At 53.6% G+C, this 18,459-nt stretch carries 18 protein-coding genes and 5 pseudogenes; 13 read left to right on the top strand and 10 right to left on the bottom strand.

Going from position 1 to position 18,459, the window contains the following annotated elements; genetic code table 11:
- Window positions 1–200: 200 nt before the first annotated feature.
- Window positions 201–1,592 (bottom strand): AtzE family amidohydrolase, encoded by a 1,392-nt coding sequence (locus ACQGXV_RS05005; protein ID WP_440867263.1) that lies wholly within the window; start codon window positions 1,590–1,592, stop codon window positions 201–203.
- 14 nt (window positions 1,593–1,606) lie between these two features.
- Entirely contained in the window at window positions 1,607–1,798 is a 192-nt protein-coding gene (gene hpxX / locus ACQGXV_RS05000) for an oxalurate catabolism protein HpxX (protein WP_440865492.1), read from the bottom strand.
- Window positions 1,799–1,979: 181 nt separating this feature from the next.
- Between hpxX and ACQGXV_RS04995 the strand changes: the two genes are divergently transcribed.
- From ACQGXV_RS04995 to hpxK, 8 genes are all read left to right on the top strand, one after another.
- Window positions 1,980–2,819, top strand: coding sequence for a MurR/RpiR family transcriptional regulator (locus tag ACQGXV_RS04995; RefSeq protein ID WP_440865490.1), 840 nt, complete (start codon window positions 1,980–1,982; stop codon window positions 2,817–2,819).
- Window positions 2,820–3,044: 225 nt separating this feature from the next.
- Window positions 3,045–3,833, top strand: coding sequence for a transporter substrate-binding domain-containing protein (locus ACQGXV_RS04990; protein ID WP_440867261.1), 789 nt, complete (start codon window positions 3,045–3,047; stop codon window positions 3,831–3,833).
- A 154-nt stretch (window positions 3,834–3,987) separates the two neighbouring features.
- Window positions 3,988–5,007 carry an IS110 family transposase gene (locus ACQGXV_RS04985; RefSeq protein WP_440865489.1) on the top strand — a complete coding sequence of 340 codons (1,020 nt, stop codon included), beginning with the start codon at window positions 3,988–3,990 and terminating at the stop codon, window positions 5,005–5,007.
- A 282-nt stretch (window positions 5,008–5,289) separates the two neighbouring features.
- Window positions 5,290–5,958 (top strand): amino acid ABC transporter permease, encoded by a 669-nt coding sequence (locus ACQGXV_RS04980; protein ID WP_440865488.1) that lies wholly within the window; start codon window positions 5,290–5,292, stop codon window positions 5,956–5,958.
- Entirely contained in the window at window positions 5,958–6,611 is a 654-nt protein-coding gene (locus ACQGXV_RS04975) for an amino acid ABC transporter permease (protein ID WP_440867260.1), read from the top strand. Before ACQGXV_RS04980 ends, ACQGXV_RS04975 begins: the two co-directional genes overlap by 1 nt.
- Entirely contained in the window at window positions 6,592–7,335 is a 744-nt protein-coding gene (locus ACQGXV_RS04970) for an amino acid ABC transporter ATP-binding protein (protein ID WP_195314010.1), read from the top strand. Before ACQGXV_RS04975 ends, ACQGXV_RS04970 begins: the two co-directional genes overlap by 20 nt.
- A gap of 49 nt (window positions 7,336–7,384) precedes the next feature.
- Window positions 7,385–8,632 carry a pyridoxal-phosphate-dependent aminotransferase family protein gene (locus ACQGXV_RS04965; RefSeq protein ID WP_440867258.1) on the top strand — a complete coding sequence of 416 codons (1,248 nt, stop codon included), beginning with the start codon at window positions 7,385–7,387 and terminating at the stop codon, window positions 8,630–8,632.
- Window positions 8,629–9,888: an allantoate amidohydrolase gene (gene hpxK, locus ACQGXV_RS04960; protein ID WP_440865487.1), complete on the top strand. Its 1,260-nt coding sequence runs from the start codon at window positions 8,629–8,631 to the stop codon at window positions 9,886–9,888. Before ACQGXV_RS04965 ends, hpxK begins: the two co-directional genes overlap by 4 nt.
- A gap of 387 nt (window positions 9,889–10,275) precedes the next feature.
- Here the strand turns inward: hpxK and ACQGXV_RS04955 are convergent.
- The 5 genes and pseudogenes from ACQGXV_RS04955 to ACQGXV_RS04935 all read right to left on the bottom strand — a co-directional run.
- Window positions 10,276–10,659 (bottom strand): annotated as a pseudogene (locus tag ACQGXV_RS04955) (amidohydrolase); the annotation flags it as partial.
- Between the two features lie 99 nt (window positions 10,660–10,758).
- Window positions 10,759–10,897: pseudogene (locus ACQGXV_RS04950) on the bottom strand (amidohydrolase); the annotation flags it as partial.
- Between the two features lie 52 nt (window positions 10,898–10,949).
- Window positions 10,950–11,621 (bottom strand): transposase family protein, encoded by a 672-nt coding sequence (locus ACQGXV_RS04945; RefSeq protein WP_440865486.1) that lies wholly within the window; start codon window positions 11,619–11,621, stop codon window positions 10,950–10,952.
- Window positions 11,593–12,398 (bottom strand): IS5 family transposase gene (locus tag ACQGXV_RS04940; protein WP_440865485.1). Its coding sequence is split into 2 segments (ribosomal slippage): window positions 11,593–12,045 and window positions 12,048–12,398, totalling 804 coding nucleotides; the frame shifts between segments, so codons are not numbered across the junction. The genes ACQGXV_RS04945 and ACQGXV_RS04940 overlap by 29 nt, the downstream gene beginning before the upstream one ends.
- Window positions 12,399–12,425: 27 nt before the next feature.
- Window positions 12,426–12,719 carry a hypothetical protein gene (locus tag ACQGXV_RS04935; RefSeq protein ID WP_440865484.1) on the bottom strand — a complete coding sequence of 98 codons (294 nt, stop codon included), beginning with the start codon at window positions 12,717–12,719 and terminating at the stop codon, window positions 12,426–12,428.
- An 88-nt stretch (window positions 12,720–12,807) separates the two neighbouring features.
- Here ACQGXV_RS04935 and ACQGXV_RS04930 point away from each other — a divergent pair.
- A pseudogene (locus tag ACQGXV_RS04930) lies at window positions 12,808–13,296 on the top strand (glycoside hydrolase family 88 protein); the annotation flags it as partial.
- A gap of 86 nt (window positions 13,297–13,382) precedes the next feature.
- Here the strand turns inward: ACQGXV_RS04930 and ACQGXV_RS04925 are convergent.
- The 3 genes and pseudogenes from ACQGXV_RS04925 to ACQGXV_RS04915 all read right to left on the bottom strand — a co-directional run bounded on the left by ACQGXV_RS04925 (window position 13,383) and on the right by ACQGXV_RS04915 (window position 15,871).
- Complete coding sequence (locus tag ACQGXV_RS04925) at window positions 13,383–13,916, bottom strand: IS630 family transposase (RefSeq protein WP_440862665.1); 534 nt, start codon at window positions 13,914–13,916, stop codon at window positions 13,383–13,385.
- Window positions 13,840–14,184: pseudogene (locus ACQGXV_RS04920) on the bottom strand (IS630 transposase-related protein); the annotation flags it as partial. The pseudogene ACQGXV_RS04920 and the gene ACQGXV_RS04925, both read right to left, overlap by 77 nt.
- A 715-nt stretch (window positions 14,185–14,899) precedes the next feature.
- Window positions 14,900–15,871, bottom strand: a pseudogene (locus tag ACQGXV_RS04915) (type IV pilus twitching motility protein PilT).
- A 22-nt stretch (window positions 15,872–15,893) separates the two neighbouring features.
- Between ACQGXV_RS04915 and ACQGXV_RS04910 the strand changes: the two are divergent.
- The 4 genes from ACQGXV_RS04910 to yggU all read left to right on the top strand — a co-directional run bounded on the left by ACQGXV_RS04910 (window position 15,894) and on the right by yggU (window position 18,420).
- Window positions 15,894–16,604 (top strand): YggS family pyridoxal phosphate-dependent enzyme, encoded by a 711-nt coding sequence (locus ACQGXV_RS04910; protein WP_440867256.1) that lies wholly within the window; start codon window positions 15,894–15,896, stop codon window positions 16,602–16,604.
- Between the two features lie 105 nt (window positions 16,605–16,709).
- The gene (gene proC / locus ACQGXV_RS04905) at window positions 16,710–17,531 is read left to right on the top strand and encodes a pyrroline-5-carboxylate reductase (protein WP_440865482.1); all 822 of its coding nucleotides are present in this window, start codon (window positions 16,710–16,712) and stop codon (window positions 17,529–17,531) included.
- Window positions 17,532–17,575: 44 nt separating this feature from the next.
- Complete coding sequence (locus tag ACQGXV_RS04900; RefSeq protein ID WP_440865481.1) at window positions 17,576–18,130, top strand: YggT family protein; 555 nt, start codon at window positions 17,576–17,578, stop codon at window positions 18,128–18,130.
- Window positions 18,127–18,420 carry a DUF167 family protein YggU gene (gene yggU / locus ACQGXV_RS04895; protein WP_440865479.1) on the top strand — a complete coding sequence of 98 codons (294 nt, stop codon included), beginning with the start codon at window positions 18,127–18,129 and terminating at the stop codon, window positions 18,418–18,420. Before ACQGXV_RS04900 ends, yggU begins: the two co-directional genes overlap by 4 nt.
- Window positions 18,421–18,459 lie beyond the last annotated feature (39 nt).

The raw sequence follows: 18,459 nt of genomic DNA, 5'->3' as shown, positions 1-18,459 counted from the left end.
TTTTGAAATTACTTATGCCATTACAGTGATAAAGGTGATTTATATCGCTATTTGGCGGTGGTTATTTTCGGATTGCACTGAAAATGATGGCTTCATCGAAAGGGGGGGGATGCCACTGTCAATACTTTATATTTCCCCGTTACCTGCATTGAAATAGAGGATGCCCACAGGCACCCCCCGATAATACTATTTCACCTTCTTTACTGGCAGGAAATGGCGCTGACCACGCCGTATTGTTCCAGTGCCCAGGCTGCACGCAGGCAGATATCTTCTCGCCAGGGGGCGGCAATAAGTTGCACGCCAATCGGCAGCCCTTTTTTGGTCATCAACGGCACGGTGACGACGGGAAGCCCGACAAACGAAATAGGCTGAGTCAACATGCCCATACTGGCGCGTACGGGCAGATCGGTGTGGTTGATTCGCATCCTTTCCTGCCCGATAAGGGTAGCGCAGCACGGTGTCGCCGGGGCAATAAGCAGGTCCACGTGTTCAAACAGCGGTAATACCTGACGGCGAAAGACGTCACGAAAGCGCTGAGCCTGTAGATACCAGGCAGAAGGCAGCATGGCGCCTGCCGTCAGTCGTTCACGGGAGTGCGGCTCAAATTTTTCAGGCGCGTGGCGCAGGGCGGAGAGATAACGGTTACCTCCTTCGCTGGCCGAGAGAATAAAGGCGGCGGTGCGAGCCAGTTCGGCCTGGGCGATGGTCCTTTCTTCATTGGCCGCAAGCGCGTGTGCAACACGTTGCACGGCATCGCGCGCATCATCATCACTGGCCTCATGAAAATAACCGGAAAGCACGGTACTGCGCAGGCCGTGAGCGCCCTCCTGCAAGCGGGATACGCTAGAAAGGAGCGGCTGTGGACGCTGAAAACGATCTTCACTATCAATGCCTTGTAAGGCATCGAATACCTGGGCCAAATCCTCCGTGCGGCGTGCCATTGGGCCGATATGATCGAGGCTGGCGACAAACGGGTGGCTACCTTCACGAGATAACCGGCCAAACGTCGGCTTCAGACCAAAAATGCCGCACAGCGACGCGGGCACCCGAATCGATCCATTGGTATCGCTGCCCAGTGAAAAGTGCACCAGTCCCGCGCCGACCGCGGCGGCGGAACCACCTGAGGACCCCCCCGCGATGCGGGTTGGATCGAGTGGGTGGCGAGTCGGGCCGTAGTGGCTGTTTTCGGTGGTGAAGCCGTAGGCGTAAGCATCCATATTCAGCATGCCGGAAAGCAGAGCACCGCTCGCGCTTAACTGGCGCAGCGCAAAGGCGTCGCGCTTGGCGGGGGGATGGTCGGCAAACAGCTGTGCACCTGCCAGTGTGGTTTCTCCGGCAACGTCAAACAGGTTCTTTACCGCATAAGGTACACCCGCCAACGCTGGCAAAACGTGGCCGCGCAGGCGCCTTGCATCCAGCGCATCGGCCTCTTGTTGCATACGTTGGCCTGTTACCCGGGTATAGGCATTTAACGTTGGGTGCCGCTGCGCGATGGCATCCAGAGTAATGTCAGCGATCTCACGGGCGGCAAGTTCTCCACGTTGCAGATGTTGTTGCAGTTGGGTGATGGATAACTCGGTGAGTTCCGCCATCGACAACGGGAGGGTCATAATTGATACACCCCCGCGATCTCTTCATGCATCTCCAGCGGATAGTCCATCAGCGGCTGTGCCATCTCTGCGATGCGCTGTAACTGGAGCAGCACCGCGTCATGGCGCTCTGGGGGGAGTGGCAGATTCAGCAGGGTTTCCATCTGTTGCAGATAAACGCTTAGGGTTTCAGGGGTATGAGAGGTCATCGATTCTCCTGTTATTTCACGATGCAGAGGCGTTAGCGTGAAACGTGTGTTGCAAGAGTTGTTCCAGAATGGTTTCGACCCCCGAGCGGGCAGACGTTTTTTCCTATTGTATGTCAGTGATGGGCTTGTGTTAGTGTGATTGCAACGAAAGTTGCAGTAATACAGAGAAAACGGAATCACCATGACACAAATTGATGAGCGGCTACGCAGTCGTTACAGCACTCTCTCTGGACAGGAACAGCGCATTGCCGATTTTATCTTTACCCATTTCGACGACGTGATTGGCTATAACAGCGCCGAACTGGCACGACTGAGCGGCGTGTCAAAAGCGACAGTCAGTCGCTTGTTCAAACGGTTGGGGTATGCCAGCTACCGTGATGTGCGTGAAGAACTAAGAACCCTGCGCCAAAGCGGGATGCCGCTGGCCGAGAGTCGTGATGCTGTTCAGGGCAATACGCTGCTGGCACGCCACTATAAACAGGAAATGGCGAATCTGGCGCAGTGGATCAACCGTATCGACCCCGCGCAGTTTGGTGCCATTATTGATGCATTGCTGCGGGCGAAACAGGTCTCAATCGTCGGTCTGCGCAATAGTTATCCGGTGGCGCTTCATCTGCGGCAGCAATTGATGCAGGTGCGTGCGCAGGTGGCGCTACTGGCCCAACCGGGGCAGACGCTGTCTGAGGAGATTGCCGACCTGGGGCCGCAGGATGTTGCGGTGATCGTGGCGTTTCGTCGCCGTCCGCGCGTTATCCAACCGTTACTGGCGCAGTTGCAGGCGCGTCAGGTGCCCGTTGTATTGATCTTTGAACCGCAGGCCAACAGCTTATTTCCATTTGCTACCTGGTCATTATGTCTGCCATTGGACAGTGTTTCTGCCTTTGATAGCTACAGCGCTGCCATGAGTCTGGCCGGGTTGCTCAGCAATGCGTTACTGCATGAAATGTTGCAACAGGGCCGTCAACGTATTCATCAGATCGCCGATCTTTATACCCACCTGGATGAATTAGAGCAGCGCTAATCGAGCGCCAAAAGAGTGCTTATGCACTTTTTTGGTGCATTTTCTGTGCTGTATTTTTGCGCACCTCAATCTCTGCTCACTCAACTACCCCCTTGCTAAGCCTTATTAACACACTTTTTAAGAGTGGCATGCCCTTTGCGTAGTGAATGAAACTATAGTTTCAATTATCGTTTACCAAGAACTTTTGGTTTCATCTGACTCTCAACCAGGAGATACGCAATGGGCATCAAAAAACACCTGATCGCGCTGGCTGGCGCATTGCTGTTAGTGACACAAGCGGGCAACGCGGTTGCCGATCAGCTTCAGGACATTGAACAGCGTGACGTGTTACGCGTTGCAGTACCGCAAGACTTCCCGCCGTTTGGTTCAGTCGGCACTGATCTGCAACCGCAAGGGTATGACATCGACGTCGCTCGCTATCTGGCGCAAGAGATGAAACTAAAGTTGCAACTGGTACCAGTGACCAGCGCTAACCGCGTGCCTTATCTGCAAACCAATAAAGTGGATCTGGTGATCTCCAGTCTGGGTAAAAACGCAGAACGTGAGAACGTGATCGATTTCAGCCGCGCTTATGCGCCGTTCTTTCTCGGCGTGTTTGGTCCGCAGGGCGGTACGGTGAGCGATGCGCAGCAACTGGCAGACAAAAGCGTCGGCGTAACGCGCGGTGCCGTAGAAGATATGGTGCTGAGTGAAATCGCCCCGAAAGCGGCGCAGATAAAACGCTATGAGGATAACAACACCACGCTGTCGGCGTATCTGTCCGGGCAGGTGGAGTATATCGCTACCGGTAACCTGGTGGTGGCAGCCATTGCGGCGCAAAACCCTGCCAAGGCACCGGTTGCCAAATTTATGCTGAAAGACTCACCGTGCTATATCGGCATCAAGAAAGGGGAAGCGGCGCTGCAAGCTAAAGTGGATACGCTGATTGCTCAGGCGTTGGCGGATAACACCCTGAATTCGCTCTCTGAAAAGTGGTTGAAAGCGCCATTACCCGCCAGCCTGCTGACTGAATAACCGGGTGCTTAAGGGAGAATGAGATGAACGCATCCCACACATTTGAGAGCAGCGAAGGGTTCGGCAGGTAAGGTGTGGATCCTCGCAGACTTACGGCATCATTGTGCCCAACACGGGATGCATAAAGCTCCCTGATAACTGGAGGATCCACGACATGAAATATACCCCTGTTGGCGTCGATATCGCAAAACATCTGATGCAGGTTCATTTCATTAATGAACATACCGGTGAAGTCATCGATAAACAGATAAAGCGCGACGCGCTGCTGGAATACTTCAGCAATCGTGAGCCTTGCCTGATTGGCATGGAAGCTTGCGGCGGTTCCCAGTACTGGGCGCGGGAGCTGGAAAAACTGGGGCATAAGGTCAGACTACTCCAGGGCAAATTCGTCAAGGCCTTCGTGATGGGCAATAAAAATGACGTGATGGATGTCCGTGCTATCTGGATGGCGGTCCAGCAGCCAGCTAAAGCCGTTGCCGTCAAAACTGAGGAACAGCAGGCAGTACTGTCGCTGCACAAAATGCGCCGCCAGTTAGTGAAGTTCCGCACCGCGCAAATCAACTCGCTGCACGGATTGCTGTTGGAGTTCGGCGAAACTGTGCGTAAAGGCCGGGCGTCACTGGACAAGGCGATGCCAGAGGTGCTTGAGCGACTTAAGGAAAAGCTGCCACCGTTCCTGAACTACCAGTTTGAAGACCAGCATCGGCGCCTCAATGACCTGGATATGCAGATAGAGGTTATCGAAAAACAGCTTGCCACTTGGGCGAAACAGAATGAGGCCTGTCGGCGGATTATGGACATTCCAGGTGTTGGCCCACTGGTTGCCACCGCAGCAATTACCATCATGGGAGATGCGGGAGCCTTCCGATCAGGACGGGAGTTCGCAGCCGACATCGGCTTGCTGCCAAAGCAAACAGGCACCGGCGGCAAAGTGCGGCTTCTGGGCATCAGTAAACGCGGCGATGCTTATCTGCGGACGCTGTTTATCCACGGAGCCAGGGCTGCGACGCTGCTGGCGAAAGAGCCGAACCCGTGGGTTACGGAGCTGCTGAAAAGACGGACAACCAGCGTTGCGGTGGTGGGAATTGCTAACAAGATAGCGCGCACGGTGTGGGCCCTGGTGGCACATAGCCGAACTTACGACAAAAAACACGTCAGCGTCAGGCCGTTCTGAACGACAGATGCTGGCAAAACATTAACTCTTTTAATAGAAGGGTGAATGCTGAAAGGTTGCTAGGGCAGCCGTAGTGATGACAACGACAGGTAAGACCGTGACTCACTAAACCTGAATGGTGTGTTGAGCTTAAAGCTCGCCAGGAGAATGAGGTGTGAGTCAGCGAATCTCATCGAGGCCCGCAGCAGCGGCTGCAACAAGGCCGAATATAGAGCTGCAACCTACCGTCAATGTCAACACCACGAATGCTTTGCAAACGGGATGCGTTCATATAGACATGCCATGACCTATCAACTGAATTTTGCCGCGCTGTGGCCTTATTGGCCCGAACTGCTCGCGGGGCTGTGGGTGACGGTCCAGTTGACGGCCATGGCGACCTTTGGCGGTATTGCCATCGGCATCTGTGGCGCGGCATTACGCAGTGGCCGCCCCTCGCTGCCAAGCCGCCTGTGGGGGCTATACGTTGAACTGATCCGCAATACGCCGTTTGTTGTGCAGCTGTTTTTCATTGTTTTTGGCCTGCCAACGCTCGGCTGGAAACTGACGGCCTGTGAAGCCGCGCTGCTGGCGATGCTGATTAACCTCGGGGCCTACAGCACGGAAATTATCCGCGCGGGCATTCAGGTTACACCGAAAGGGCAGTGGGAAGCCGCGCGCGTGCTGGGGCTGACACGCATGCAAACCTTTGTGCGCGTTATCTTGACACCGGCCATGCAGCGCATTTATCCGGCGCTGGTCAGCCAGTGCATTATCGTGATGCTCGGCTCATCCGTGGTGTCGCAGGTCTCTTATGAAGAGCTAACCTTTGCCGCCAACCTGATTCAATCGCGCACCTTTCTCAGCTTTGAGGTGTATCTGGTCACCACGCTGTTTTATCTGGTGCTGTCGTTGTTGATGCGACAACTGCTGATGATGGCGGGCCGTCGTTTACTCGGGAGAACGCACGGGTGATGAACTTTACCGATTGGGATATCGTGCGCAACCTGCTGCTGGCGGCGCGTTGGACACTACTGCTCTCGCTGACGGCCTTTTTCGGCGGTGCGTTAGTGACATTGCCGCTGCTGTTGGTGCGGCTAAGCCAGCGCCGTTGGGCGGTACGTTTTACGCATTTCTATGCCGGTGTCTTTCAGGGAACGCCGCTGTTGATGCAGCTGTTCCTGGCCTTTTTCGGCCTTGGCCTGTTTGGCATTGATGTCAGTCCCTGGACCGCTGCGGCACTGGCGCTGACGCTGTTTACCAGCGCATTTCTGGTGGATATCTGGCACGGCAGCATCGTGGCATTGCCAAAAGGGCAGTGGGAAGCGTCGCGCTGTCTCGGGCTGAGCTTTGGTCAAACGCTGTGTCGGGTGGTTGCGCCGCAGGCCATGCGAATCGCTATCGCACCCACGGTGGGTTTTTCAGTGCAGGTGATTAAAGGGACGGCGCTGGCATCGATCATCGGTTTTATCGAATTGACCAAATCCGGCACCATGCTGAACAACGTCACTTATCAACCTTTCAAGGTCTTTAGCATGGTCGCACTGGGCTACTTCCTGATGTGTTATCCGCTGTCCTACTACAGCCGCTATCTGGAGAAGAAATTCAATGCCGCTCATCACCATTAATCAGGTGCAGAAATACTACGGCCAGAACCACGTTCTGAAAGGCGTCGATCTGGATATCGATATGGGCGAGGTCGTTTCCATTATCGGGCGCAGCGGCTCGGGAAAAAGCACGCTGTTGCGCTGCATTAACGGGCTGGAAGGCTATCAGGAAGGCAGCATTAAACTCGGTGGCGTAACCGTGACCAATCGCGATTCACAAGCGCGTGAAATCAGCCGTTCAGTGGGTATGGTGTTTCAGAACTTTAACCTGTTCCCGCACATGAGCGCGCTGGAAAACGTGATGCTGGCACCCCGTTTAGTGCTGAAAAAAAGCGAAGCGGAGTGCCGCGCTTTGGGGGAGCAGATGCTGGCGAAAGTCGGGTTGAGTGAACGCCTGCACTACTCACCGGCCAACCTGTCTGGCGGTCAGCAGCAGCGCGTGGCAATTGCCCGTGCATTGGCGATGAACCCCAAAGTGCTGCTGTGCGATGAAATCACCTCGGCGCTCGATCCTGAACTGGTGGGGGAAGTGCTGAAAGTGCTGGAGCAACTGGCGGCAGAAGGCATGACGCTGATTTTGGTCACACACGAAATGAATTTTGCCCGGGAAGTGGGCGATCGAGTGGTGTTTATGCATGAAGGAACCGTGTGGGAACAAGGCGACAGCCGCGCGCTGTTTGCTAACCCACAGACCCCCGAGCTCAAACAGTTTATTGCGTCGGTGCGTGGTTTGACGGAGGCCTGAGCCCCGTTGCTTGCAGCGAACGTTTCTGCTTTTTTTGGAGTTGTGCATGATGAATAACGAATTATACGCGCAGATCAATCCGCCTCACCGTTTACTGATGGGCCCCGGTCCGATCAATGCGGATCCCCGTATACTGCGTGCCATGGCATGTCAGTTGATTGGTCAATACGATCCGGCCATGACGGAATACATGAACCAGACCATGGCGCTTTATCGTCAACTGTTCCGTACAGAAAACCGCTGGACCATGCTGGTAGATGGCACATCGCGCGCGGGTATCGAGGCTATTTTGCTCTCAGCGATCCGCCCTGGCGATCGGGTTTTGGTGCCGGTGTTTGGGCGTTTCGGTCACCTGTTGTGTGAAATTGCGCGCCGCTGTCGCGCTGACGTTCACACTATCGAAGTCCCCTGGGGGGAAGTCTTTACCCCGGATAAGATTGAATATGCTATCCAACGGTTACGCCCTCGAGCTCTGCTGACGGTGCAAGGCGATACCTCCACCACCATGTTGCAGCCGCTGGCCGAACTCGGGGATATCTGCCGTCGCCATGATGTGCTGTTTTATACCGATGCGACCGCCTCTTTCGGTGGCCACGCGCTGGAGACGGACGCTTGGGGATTGGATGCCGTTTCTGCCGGTTTGCAGAAGTGTCTGGGCGGCCCTTCAGGCAGCGCGCCGATCACCCTCAGTCCGAAGATGGAAGCGGCCATACGCCGTCGTCGCTGCGTGGAGCAGGGGATTCGTACGGCGGAACATCGCGACGGTGAAGAGGAGATGATCTACTCCAACTATTTCGATCTCGGCATGGTGATGGACTATTGGGGCCCCGAGCGCCTGAACCACCATACCGAAGCCACCAGCATGCTGTTCGCCGCACGGGAGTGTGCCCGAGTGATGCTCGAAGAGGGATTGGATCAAGGCATCGCGCGTCATGCGTTGCACGGTGAGGCGCTGGTCGCCGGTCTGGAAGGCATGGGGTTGCGCATTTACGGTGACAAGCAACACAAAATGAATAACGTGACCGGTGTGGTTATCCCTGAGGGCATACAGGGTGAGCAAATTCGCCAGTGCTTGCTGAATGATTTTGCCATTGAAATCGGCACCTCATTTGGTCCGCTACAGGGGGAAATCTGGCGCATCGGTACCATGGGGTATAACGCCCGCAAAGACTGTGTGATGCAAACCCTGAGCGCGCTGGAAGCGGTGCTCAACCGCCACGGTTTCCGCACGGTGCAGGGCGCGGCATTACAGGCGGCATGGGACCGCTATGATGCCAGCGCTGGAGTTGCGCGATGAGTTCGCCGTGGTTATCGCACTTTACGGCGCAATCGGCTGCCGAGCGGGTCATGTGGCGCTGCGATACCTTGGCAGAGATCAGCGAAGATACCGATCGGCTAACGCGGGTTTATCTGTCGCCGCAGCATTTGCGCGCCAATAGCTGCGTGGGTGAATGGATGCGGGAAGCTGGAATGCAGGTATGGCAGGATGCGGTCGGCAATATCTGTGGCCGCTACGAAGGCAATCTACCCGATGCGCCTGCGGTAGTGTTAGGTTCGCACCTTGATACGGTGCGCAACGCCGGGCGCTACGATGGCATGCTGGGCGTTTTGGCGTCCATTGAAGTGGTGCGCTTTCTGCATCAGCAACAGATTCGCCTGCCAGTGGCGCTGGAAATTGTAGGGTTTGGTGACGAAGAGGGCACGCGGTTTGGTATTACGCTGCTGGGCAGCCGAGGGTTGACCGGCACCTGGCCTGAAAGCTGGTTATCCTGTCAGGATGCGCAAGGTATAAGCGTGTCACAAGCGTTGTCGCAGGCAGGATTATGCCCGGAAGGGATCGGACGTGCGGCGCGTATGACACAAAGTATTGCTGCCTATCTGGAAATGCATATTGAGCAAGGACCCTGTCTGGAACTCGATGACGCCGCATTGGGCGTGGTGACAGCGATCAACGGTGCACGCCGGTTAAACTGCGTTTTTCAGGGAACGGCGGGTCACGCCGGTACGGTGCCTATGACGCAACGTCAGGATGCGTTGGCGGCAGCGGCACATTGGATGGTTGCGGTTGAACAACTGACACGAGAGCAGGGTGCCTGTTTGGTGGCAACCATCGGCACGTTGCAGTGTGCTCCGGGGGCGGCGAATGTGATACCGGGCGAGGTGCGTTTAACGTTGGACGTGCGCGGACCGGAGGAGAAGGCGCTGGCCACGTTGCTGGCGAACTTATTGTCTCATGGTGAGCAGATTGCACAGGCGCGCGGCTGCCGCTTTGAGGCTGAAGAGTATTACCGCATTGCGCCAACCCGCTGTGATGATGGACTACAGCGGGTGCTGCGTGACGCGGTTACTCAGGTGCAAGGTCGTGCTCCCGCTTTGCCGAGCGGTGCCGGACACGATGCGATTGCGATAGCAGAACGTTGGCCGGTCGGTATGCTGTTTGTGCGCTGCAAAGGGGGGATTAGCCACCACCCGGATGAGTCGATCATCACGGCGGATGTGGCGCAGGCGCTTCGCGCATGGTTGGCGGTGGTGCTTAGTTTTGGTGAGGAATAACGTTTTTACTGCTATATCGGCGAGGCACTTTTGTTCAATTTTGTTTGGCGCTGATTTTGGGTGTTCTCCCGCGTCGAATACTGCTGAGGAAAGGGGAGATGCCAGGATGAGCAGCATGGATGCTGCGAAAGCGCTCGCCGCGTCGGGAACGCGTCGAGCGCGGTCCGTCAGGCGGCGACCGTTTCCGAAGGCACCGCGCAGCGGCGGCATTCCGCAAAAAGCCCGGGGTCACGGGGTGGGGGCGACTGCACACCCCGTGTCGGGTGCGTGCCACGCGGGTGGCAGAGATACAGTGACGCTTTCGCGCACGAAACCTAACGCGGACATGGCATACATGTGATGCCTCGTTTCATCTAAACAGCATGACGGCCTGTGCCGTCTCACCTACTACAGTGTAAATCTATCTGCATCACGCCATGCTGGAAATGCTTCACGGTAGCTTTGCAGTGCTTCCAAAGACAACTCTGCGCTGATTTGCGCGGGCTGGTTCTCTGGCGCCCGTGCGACGATCTCGCCCAGCGGGTTGATTATCTGACTGTCACCCTGATAGCTGTGATCGTTGCCATCCGCGCCGACACGGTTGCATCCAGCCACATAGGCCTGATTTTCAATGGCGCGTGCCGCGAGCAGCGTACGCCAATGGTGTGCGCGCGGGGCAGGCCAGTTCGCCACGTACAGCGCCAGATCGTAGTCCTGGCGGTTGCGTGACCACACCGGAAAACGCAGGTCATAGCAAATTTGCGGCAATATCCGCCAGCCACGCCATTCGATATAGCCAAGCGACATTATTTTGATAACAGGCAGCTATGCTTCTTTGCCGCATATCAGGGCATAGGATGTAATCATTTTTAAGTCGGTTGGCTATAATCAGGCGCTCATGTCCGGCTTCAAAATGGTGATGCTCGTTGGCCATGCGAAACAGGTGGCGTTTGTCATAGTGATAAACGTCGCCCAGCGGTGAAACCAGCACAAAGCGGTTTACCGCGCCCTTGGGCGTGGAAACAGCAATAAGCGTGTTGCTTAATAGTGAAATAAGGGTGTTTCGGTGATTGAAGTAAATTTTACGCTGTTCTGAGATGGAAATTCCAAAGACCGGCGCTAAGGAGTAAGAAGGTATCATCAATAAAGGGTCTACGATTCCGTAAAATTTGGGTCATGCAACCGAGGCGCTTGATACCCGCGATGGCGTGTTCAACTGTAATACGGATGCCCGAGATTATTTTATTTTCTTGTTTTTGTTCAGGCGATAAAGGTCTTTTTCGAGTTCCTTTTTTTGGGATTTGTGTATTAGGATGCTGTTTCTCTATACCTTGAAAACCGGTATCTGCCCAGATGGTTACCTCAGGAGGAATATGGCGAATTATATCGACTTTATCGAGTAAGCGTTTATCGTGACGGCGCCCATTTTTGCTCATGGGGATAAATCCAATTTGCCTTGTTTCGTCAGTCATAATAAGCCCTTTTCGAGTGGTCTGTCTTTTCTTTCCCGAATACATTTTTTTTCGCCGACGCAGATTCTTAGGCTTTTGGACAGGTCGCTCTGTCCCATCAATAAAGACGTCTTTAACTCCAGGAAAGGCGCGAAAAAATTCCTCAGCAGAGCGAATTTGACGAGCGGGCAAAACACATTCTCGCCCCAAGGTCATCTCTAAAACCGGCAATAATATTTTTACCCAGCGACATACCCGTGTTCTATCTAAGAGCCTATCCCAATAGGATTTTATTCCAGACAATGATGCCGCAGGTAAAATGCAGCATCGCCTCATAATTTTCGACTTTCTTCTCCCAGCGAGTCAGAACCCGACGAAAGCGATTCATCCAGCTGTGCGTTCTCTCCACTACCCAGCGGTGAGCTTTAAAATCCGTGTTTTTGATGGCTTCCGACTCCTCTTTCCTTGACTGGATATGAGGTTCGTAACGACGACTTTTCAGACAGGCCTCCTGCCATCCGGCTTCATAGCCTTTGTCCAGACAGAGGCGGAGCTTTCTGCCGGGTCTGCCCGTCTGAAGGGCGTCGAGAGTATCAGCAACCAGCTTTATGTCGTGGGTATTTGCCCCTGAGACAACCAGAGAGAGGGGAAGCCCGTTCGCATCGGTCATCAGGCTACGCTTTACACCCTGTTTCCCCCGGTCTGTGGGATTCCGTCCTGTTTTTTTGAGCCTGCCAGCGGTGACTTCGTCATACAACCATCCATCGACAGCCATGACCAGTCGATAGCATCCAGCTGCTCGCAGGCCAGCAACCCGTTCTGCCAGAACCGTTCAAAAACTCCTGCATCCCGCCACTCCTGGAAGCGGCGGTGAGCGGAGCTTGACGAGCATATCCCGGTGGCATTCAGGGCATTCCACTGGCAACCCGTTCTGAGCACAAAGAGAATGGCGTTCATTGCGGCACGATTATCAACCCGCCTGCGATGCGTACCCAGCGGATGGTGGGTTTTGTGTTCCGGGAGCAACGGAACCATTTCCCCCAAGAGTTCATCGCTGATCTGCCACTTATTGATTGCCATACTTCCCTCAGAAATTGCCATTACTTATTAACTGACAATTCCTTTTGGGATAGGTTCTAAACCAAAAAGAAGTCCTTGCAAATCATAGGTCGGATAACATTTTAAATACAATAAAATAAAAAGCAGTTTATCTAATGGGGTTGGGATAAATCCTTTCTGCCCTGCACCCATCTGCCGCTCGTGATCTTTTCGATTCTTTTTCCGATAAATCAAATAACAAGCTGAAAATTCAGCGGCTAAATTTTTCAATTCTTCGACTGATAATCCAATGATTGCTTTACATAAACGATTATCTCGTAACAACCGCTCTTTGTTGATCATTTCAAACCTTTATTCTCTAAGTTAAACCTCTTTTTATTCTCAATAGCCTGACAAAAAATGCAAGTCTCTATTCAGCAACTAGTTTTATGTGCTGGCATGGTATCAACGCCGCCTGGCAGAAGGATTACCGGAGAAAAACATCAATCGCATGGCACCAATGCTGACGCTCACCACCATGGGGATCGCCCAGGAGACACGCGAGCATCAGGCGCTGATCGAAGAATACGCCCACTGGATTGAGCACGAACTGCTACGCACCCAGGAGAATGGGTTCACCCACTGCACCAGCGATCACCTTAATGAAGAGCAGCTCTGGGTCGATACGCTGTTTATGAGCGGCTTGTTCTACGCGCGCGCCAGTGCCTATCTCAATCGCCCAAGCTACCGGGATGAAGTCAGCTATCAGTTCCTGTTGCACATCAAGTACCTGATCGACAGGGATACCGGACTGTGGATGCACGGCTGGAACTTCACCGGTAACGGCAACTACGGCAAAGCACTGTGGGGGCGCGGTAACGGTTGGGCAGCCATCAGCACCGTTGATTTTCTTGAGATGCTGGATCAGCAAGATGCCAGCTACCAGATGATCCTCAACACCCTCCGCCGTCAGGCGGATGCAGACGTGCGCTATCAGGATGTTATAGCCAAGCGACTTAATTTTGATTACACCATATGGACTGAGAACAAACTCTCTGTATCGCAACCCATCTCTCTTTTTTTGCTTTTTGCTTGTGCCCATTTATGCTCAATTGGGTTAAGATCTGGCGAATATGTAGGCAAATACTCCACCATATACCCTGCATCGATGATGACTTGTTGAATATTATGTTTTTTGTGAAAAGTGGCATTGTCCATCATGATTACACTGTTTTTAGGGAGTACTGGGATAAGGACTTGTGTGACCCAGGCATAGAAAACATCGCTGTTAATATTGATATCAAATAATCCGATAGCAAACAGCGTTGTGCCTAATAAAGCGCCGATAACATTTGTTCTTCCCCTAGCTCCCCAGTTCTTCAGGCCAAAACACCGTTGACCTTTTGGGGAATAGCCGTGAGTCCGTGGGGCATCGTGTGAAAAACCACTTTCATCAATAAAAACAATAGGTTTACCTTCTTTTTCATACTGTTGTTTTTTTTGTTGAAATCCCTGCCGGGCGTTTTCGTCGGCTTTCGGATGACGTAGAGTTTTTTTTATAGGTCAATCCCAGCTTTTTAAGCGCTTGCCAAATGGCCTTCTGACAAACGCCAAAACGCTCTGCACGTTCTTTTTGGTAAGCATCTGGATATTGTTCAACATCTTTTATCAACTCGGATTTATCGATCTTTCGCTGACGCGTGGTCGATGCTTTTGACTCTATTTGATTAATCCAACGCGATACAGAGGCAGGGCCAATCCGAAATTGCTTCGCTGTTTCTCGGATACTCAACCCGGCTTTGTTGAATAATTTAACATACTGATTTAAATGGGTATTATAAAATTTTAACGACTAAATTTTACTACCGTAATGCTTTTTATTGTGCTAACTATTTGATTTATCGCTCTAACAAAATACATTTTCTGTACATGCATCCCACCTAAAGAAGTTGTGAATCAAAACGTTAAATTATTCAACAAAGCCACTCAACCCTTCGTTTTTCCGTGTAGATATCACTTTACGTCTAAAATCAATTGAATAGCTCATTTAAATAATGTAATCAAAATTAAGTCGTTTAGCTATACATTCTCTGTAAATGCATTCTAACTAAAGAAGATGTAAATCAAACGGTTAAATTATTCAACAAAGTCGCGCACAGTTGGCAGCAGTGCTGGAAAGCCGGATTGCTACCACCGGATGCGGAACCGGCGTTCGTGCCATAAGCCGCACGCTAAACTTGGATGAAAAAAGCCCCGTGGCGGCCCGATACGCCCCGGGGCTGCCAGAGTTACTTCAGCCCGGCTAATGCCTCTGTCAACGCCAGCATGGTAAGCGACTGACCATACGCGCGCTGTTTGATGGCAATATTGGCTTTGTTGAATAATTTAACCGTTTGATTTACATCTTCTTTAGTTAGAATGCATTTACAGAGAATGTATTTTGTTAGAACGACAAATCAAATAGTTAGCACAATAAAAAGCATTCCGAGAGGAAAAATTAGTCGTTGAAATTTTATAATGCTTATATAAATCAGTATCTTAAATTATTCAACAAAGCCACTGTGCGCAAAAGTTTGCATCCCGCGCTGACCGCCCATCTGCAACAGACCCGGCAGTTGATGGCTTTTGCCCTCACGAATCAGGTTAGCCACCGCCGTATTCGCGAGCAACACTTCATACAGCGCGATGCGACCGCCACCGCGTCGTCGCACCAGCTGCTGCGCCACCACGCCTTGCAGACACATCGCCAGTTGGCTGCGCACGAAATCTTTCTCCTGTGCGGGAAACACATCCTGCAGGCGTTCTACCGCCTGGGCCGCGCCGCGCGTATGCAGCGTCGCCAGCACCAAATGCCCGGTTTCTGCCGCCGTTAACGCCAACCGAATGGTTTCACCGTCGCGTAATTCCCCCCAGCAGGATGACATCCGGATCTTCACGCCGCGCGCCGCGTAAGCCGTGGGCAAACGACGGGCAGTGCACGCCGATTTCACGCTGTTGAATCAGGCCGCGATCTGCCGAAGGCTCGGAGGCGTAGACAAACTCAATAGGATCTTCCAACGTAATCAAATGGCAAGCTTGCTGCTGCCTGAGCGCATTCACCATCGCCACCAATGTGGTGGATTTTCCACTGCCCGTTGCACCTGTCACCAAAATCAACCCAGCAGGGCGCGTGATTAACGAAGACAGAATCGGTGGCGCATGCAGTGTTTCCAACGCGTGCGCCGTCGTAGCAATGGTGCGTAGCGCAACGGCAATCCCGGCATGCTGACGAAACAGATGTGCGCGCAGCCGAATGCCACCGGGTGTGGTCAACGCGCCATCGACCTGCCCCTCGCGGTGTAATTGCTGGTGCTGAAAGTCTGTCAGCCAACTGTCTGCGCAGCGTTGCAACAAGCGTTGATTTGTAACGGCTGTAACTCGCCATCAATACGCCACATCGGCGGATATCCGCTACACAGGTGCAGATCGGAGGCATTCTGTTTTACACTACAGGTTATCCACTCATTGATATCCATAGATCCCATCTTTAGCATGACCATGAACCCGATTGAGCAGAACCTACAGAACGTCAGAGAGAAGATCGCTACCGCCGCCACGGCATGTGGACGCGACCCGCACGCGGTGACCCTGCTTGCCGTCAGTAAAACCAAACCTGTGGCGGCTATCGAAGAAGCAATTGCCGGTGGGCAGCGAGGCTTTGGGGAAAATTATGTACAGGAAGGCGTGGACAAGGTGCTTTATTTCCGTGAGGCCATGCCTCAGGTGGCATTACAATGGCACTTTATCGGACTGCTGCAATCCAACAAGAGCCGCCTGGTTGCCGAACATTTTGACTGGTGTCACACCGTCGATCGCCCTAAAATCGCCCAACGTCTGAGCGAACAACGTCCGGCGGCAATAGCGCCGTTGAACGTGTTGTTGCAGGTGAATATCAGCGGTGAAGCCAGCAAATCGGGGATCGCACCGGCCGATCTTCCCGCCCTGGCAGCCACCGTCGCGGCACTGCCGCACCTGACGCTGCGGGGCCTGATGGCAATTCCAGCACCGGAAAGTGACTACGTACGGCAATTAGCCGTATTTCAATCGATGAATGACCTGTTTGCGCAGTTAAAATTGCATTATCCTCAGGTGGATACCCTCTCCATGGGGATGACGGATGATATGGGCGCCGCCATTGCGGCAGGCAGTACGCTGGTACGCATCGGCACCGCCATTTTCGGGGCGCGTGACTATCCTCAGCATGTATAGGCCTCAGCATGGAAAGCCTATACAGGGATAATTCTCGCCATGGATAATCCCCTTCGGGGCTGAACGCTGCTACTGGCCGGTTGACGAACACGAGAGAACATAACGATGCAACACCGCAAACTCACCTTTATTGGTGCCGGAAACATGGCACAGGCCATAATTGCAGGGCTGGTTAACGGCGGTTATCCTGCCGATCGTATCCGCGTCTGCGCACCAAGCGCCACACGACGGGATGCGCTGGCACAGCGCTATGGCGTAATCAGCAGCGACGACAACCTCGCGGGCGCGCAGGACGCTGATGTCGTGGTGCTGGCGGTGAAACCGCAGTTGATGGCAAGCGTATGCGAGCCGTTACGCAACATGCTGAACGTACCGGGCAAGCTGGTGCTGTCTATTGCCGCTGGCGTCAGCGTAGCGCGTTTTCAAGCACTGTTAGGGGAGCCGCTAACGCTGGTGCGCATTATGCCCAACACCCCGTCGTTGGTGGGCAAAGGCATGAGCGGCCTTTACGCCCCCGCTAACGTATCGGCGGAAGATCGGGCCTTTAGCGCCGAACTGATGCAGAGCGTGGGTAAAGTATGCTGGGTTGAGCAAGAGAGCGGCATCAACGGCGTTATCGCCGCCGCAGGCAGTGCACCGGCCTACTTTTTCCTGTTTATGGAAGCGATGCAGCAAGAAGCCATTCGCCAGGGATTCACACCGGAAAGTGCCCGTCAGTTGGTGCAGCAGGCCGCACTCGGTGCAGCCGCACTGGTAGAAGCCAGTCCCGATACGCCGCTTGCAACGCTGCGTGAGAATGTGACGTCCAAAGGCGGCACCACCGCAGAGGCGCTGCGCGTGTTTAACGAACGCAAACTGACACAAATCGTCGCCGATGCCATGCAGGCTGCCGTGCATCGCGCGCAGGAAATAGAAAAACTGTTTTAACGCACCGTTATTCTCCCTATATCTGATAAGGAATTGATGTTTCTATGCTAACCCTGACGTTTCTGGTCAAGACACTGGTCGACCTGTATGTAATGGTGCTGCTGTTACGCATTTGGATGCAATGGTCACGCAGTGACTTTTATAACCCGCTGTCGCAATTCGTGGTGAAAATCACGCAGCCTATCGTCAGGCCGCTGCGCCGTATTCTGCCCGCACTCGGCCCCATCGATAGCGCATCGCTGCTGTTGGCGTTTCTGCTTACCACGTTGAAATACCCGCTGCTGATGCTGATTCAGGTAGGCGCTTTCGCGATAAGCCCGGTGAACTTGCTGGTGGGTTTGTTGGCACTGTTAAAATCCGCAGGCTATCTGGTGTTCTGGGTGGTGATCATCCGAGCGTTGATGAGTTGGGTGAGCCAGGGTCGCAGCCCAGTGGACTACCTGCTGTTCCAACTCACCGAGCCATTTATGGCGCCGATTCGCCGTATTATTCCAGCCATGGGCGGCATCGATTTCTCCGCCATGGCGGTAATTTTGATCCTGTATCTCTTTAACTACCTCGGCATGGACCTGTTCCCGGAATTTTGGTTCCTGCTGTGAGTGCCATAGCACTGCTGCCCTACGGGTTGGTCATTCGGCTCTATATTCAGCCGAAGGCCAGCCGTGACCAGATAGTCGGCCTGCACGGTGATGAGCTGAAACTCGCTATCACCGCGCCGCCGGTCGATGGTCAGGCCAACGCGCATTTAGTCAAATTCCTTGCCAAGCAGTTCCGGGTGGCAAAAGGCGCGGTGAACATTGAAAAAGGCGAGCTGGGCCGCCATAAACAGATTAGAATTGTTAATCCGCAGCACATTCCTACGGAAATCGCCGCATTGATCTCGCAGTAACCCACCGCAGGGAACTGAGCATCGCAACAGATAACTCCC

The organism is Symbiopectobacterium purcellii, from assembly GCF_052050035.1.
GTDB classification, from domain to species: Bacteria; Pseudomonadota; Gammaproteobacteria; order Enterobacterales; family Enterobacteriaceae; genus Symbiopectobacterium; species Symbiopectobacterium purcellii_A.
Note: the sequence above shows the minus strand (reverse complement) of the source record. Positions and strands in the feature narration are given on the sequence as shown.

What these genes read in the sequence shown, in the direction of transcription:
- ACQGXV_RS05005 (WP_440867263.1), bottom strand. Translation starts at nt 1,592, where the DNA reads ATGGCGGAACTCACCGAGTTATCCATCACCCAACTGCAACAACATCTG.
- hpxX (WP_440865492.1), bottom strand. Translation starts at nt 1,798, where the DNA reads ATGACCTCTCATACCCCTGAAACCCTAAGCGTTTATCTGCAACAGATG.
- ACQGXV_RS04995 (WP_440865490.1), top strand. Translation starts at nt 1,980, where the DNA reads ATGACACAAATTGATGAGCGGCTACGCAGTCGTTACAGCACTCTCTCT.
- ACQGXV_RS04985 (WP_440865489.1), top strand. Translation starts at nt 3,988, where the DNA reads ATGAAATATACCCCTGTTGGCGTCGATATCGCAAAACATCTGATGCAG.
- ACQGXV_RS04980 (WP_440865488.1), top strand. Translation starts at nt 5,290, where the DNA reads ATGACCTATCAACTGAATTTTGCCGCGCTGTGGCCTTATTGGCCCGAA.
- ACQGXV_RS04975 (WP_440867260.1), top strand. Translation starts at nt 5,958, where the DNA reads ATGAACTTTACCGATTGGGATATCGTGCGCAACCTGCTGCTGGCGGCG.
- ACQGXV_RS04970 (WP_195314010.1), top strand. Translation starts at nt 6,592, where the DNA reads ATGCCGCTCATCACCATTAATCAGGTGCAGAAATACTACGGCCAGAAC.
- ACQGXV_RS04965 (WP_440867258.1), top strand. Translation starts at nt 7,385, where the DNA reads ATGAATAACGAATTATACGCGCAGATCAATCCGCCTCACCGTTTACTG.
- hpxK (WP_440865487.1), top strand. Translation starts at nt 8,629, where the DNA reads ATGAGTTCGCCGTGGTTATCGCACTTTACGGCGCAATCGGCTGCCGAG.
- ACQGXV_RS04935 (WP_440865484.1), bottom strand. Translation starts at nt 12,719, where the DNA reads ATGATCAACAAAGAGCGGTTGTTACGAGATAATCGTTTATGTAAAGCA.
- ACQGXV_RS04910 (WP_440867256.1), top strand. Translation starts at nt 15,894, where the DNA reads ATGAACCCGATTGAGCAGAACCTACAGAACGTCAGAGAGAAGATCGCT.
- proC (WP_440865482.1), top strand. Translation starts at nt 16,710, where the DNA reads ATGCAACACCGCAAACTCACCTTTATTGGTGCCGGAAACATGGCACAG.
- ACQGXV_RS04900 (WP_440865481.1), top strand. Translation starts at nt 17,576, where the DNA reads ATGCTAACCCTGACGTTTCTGGTCAAGACACTGGTCGACCTGTATGTA.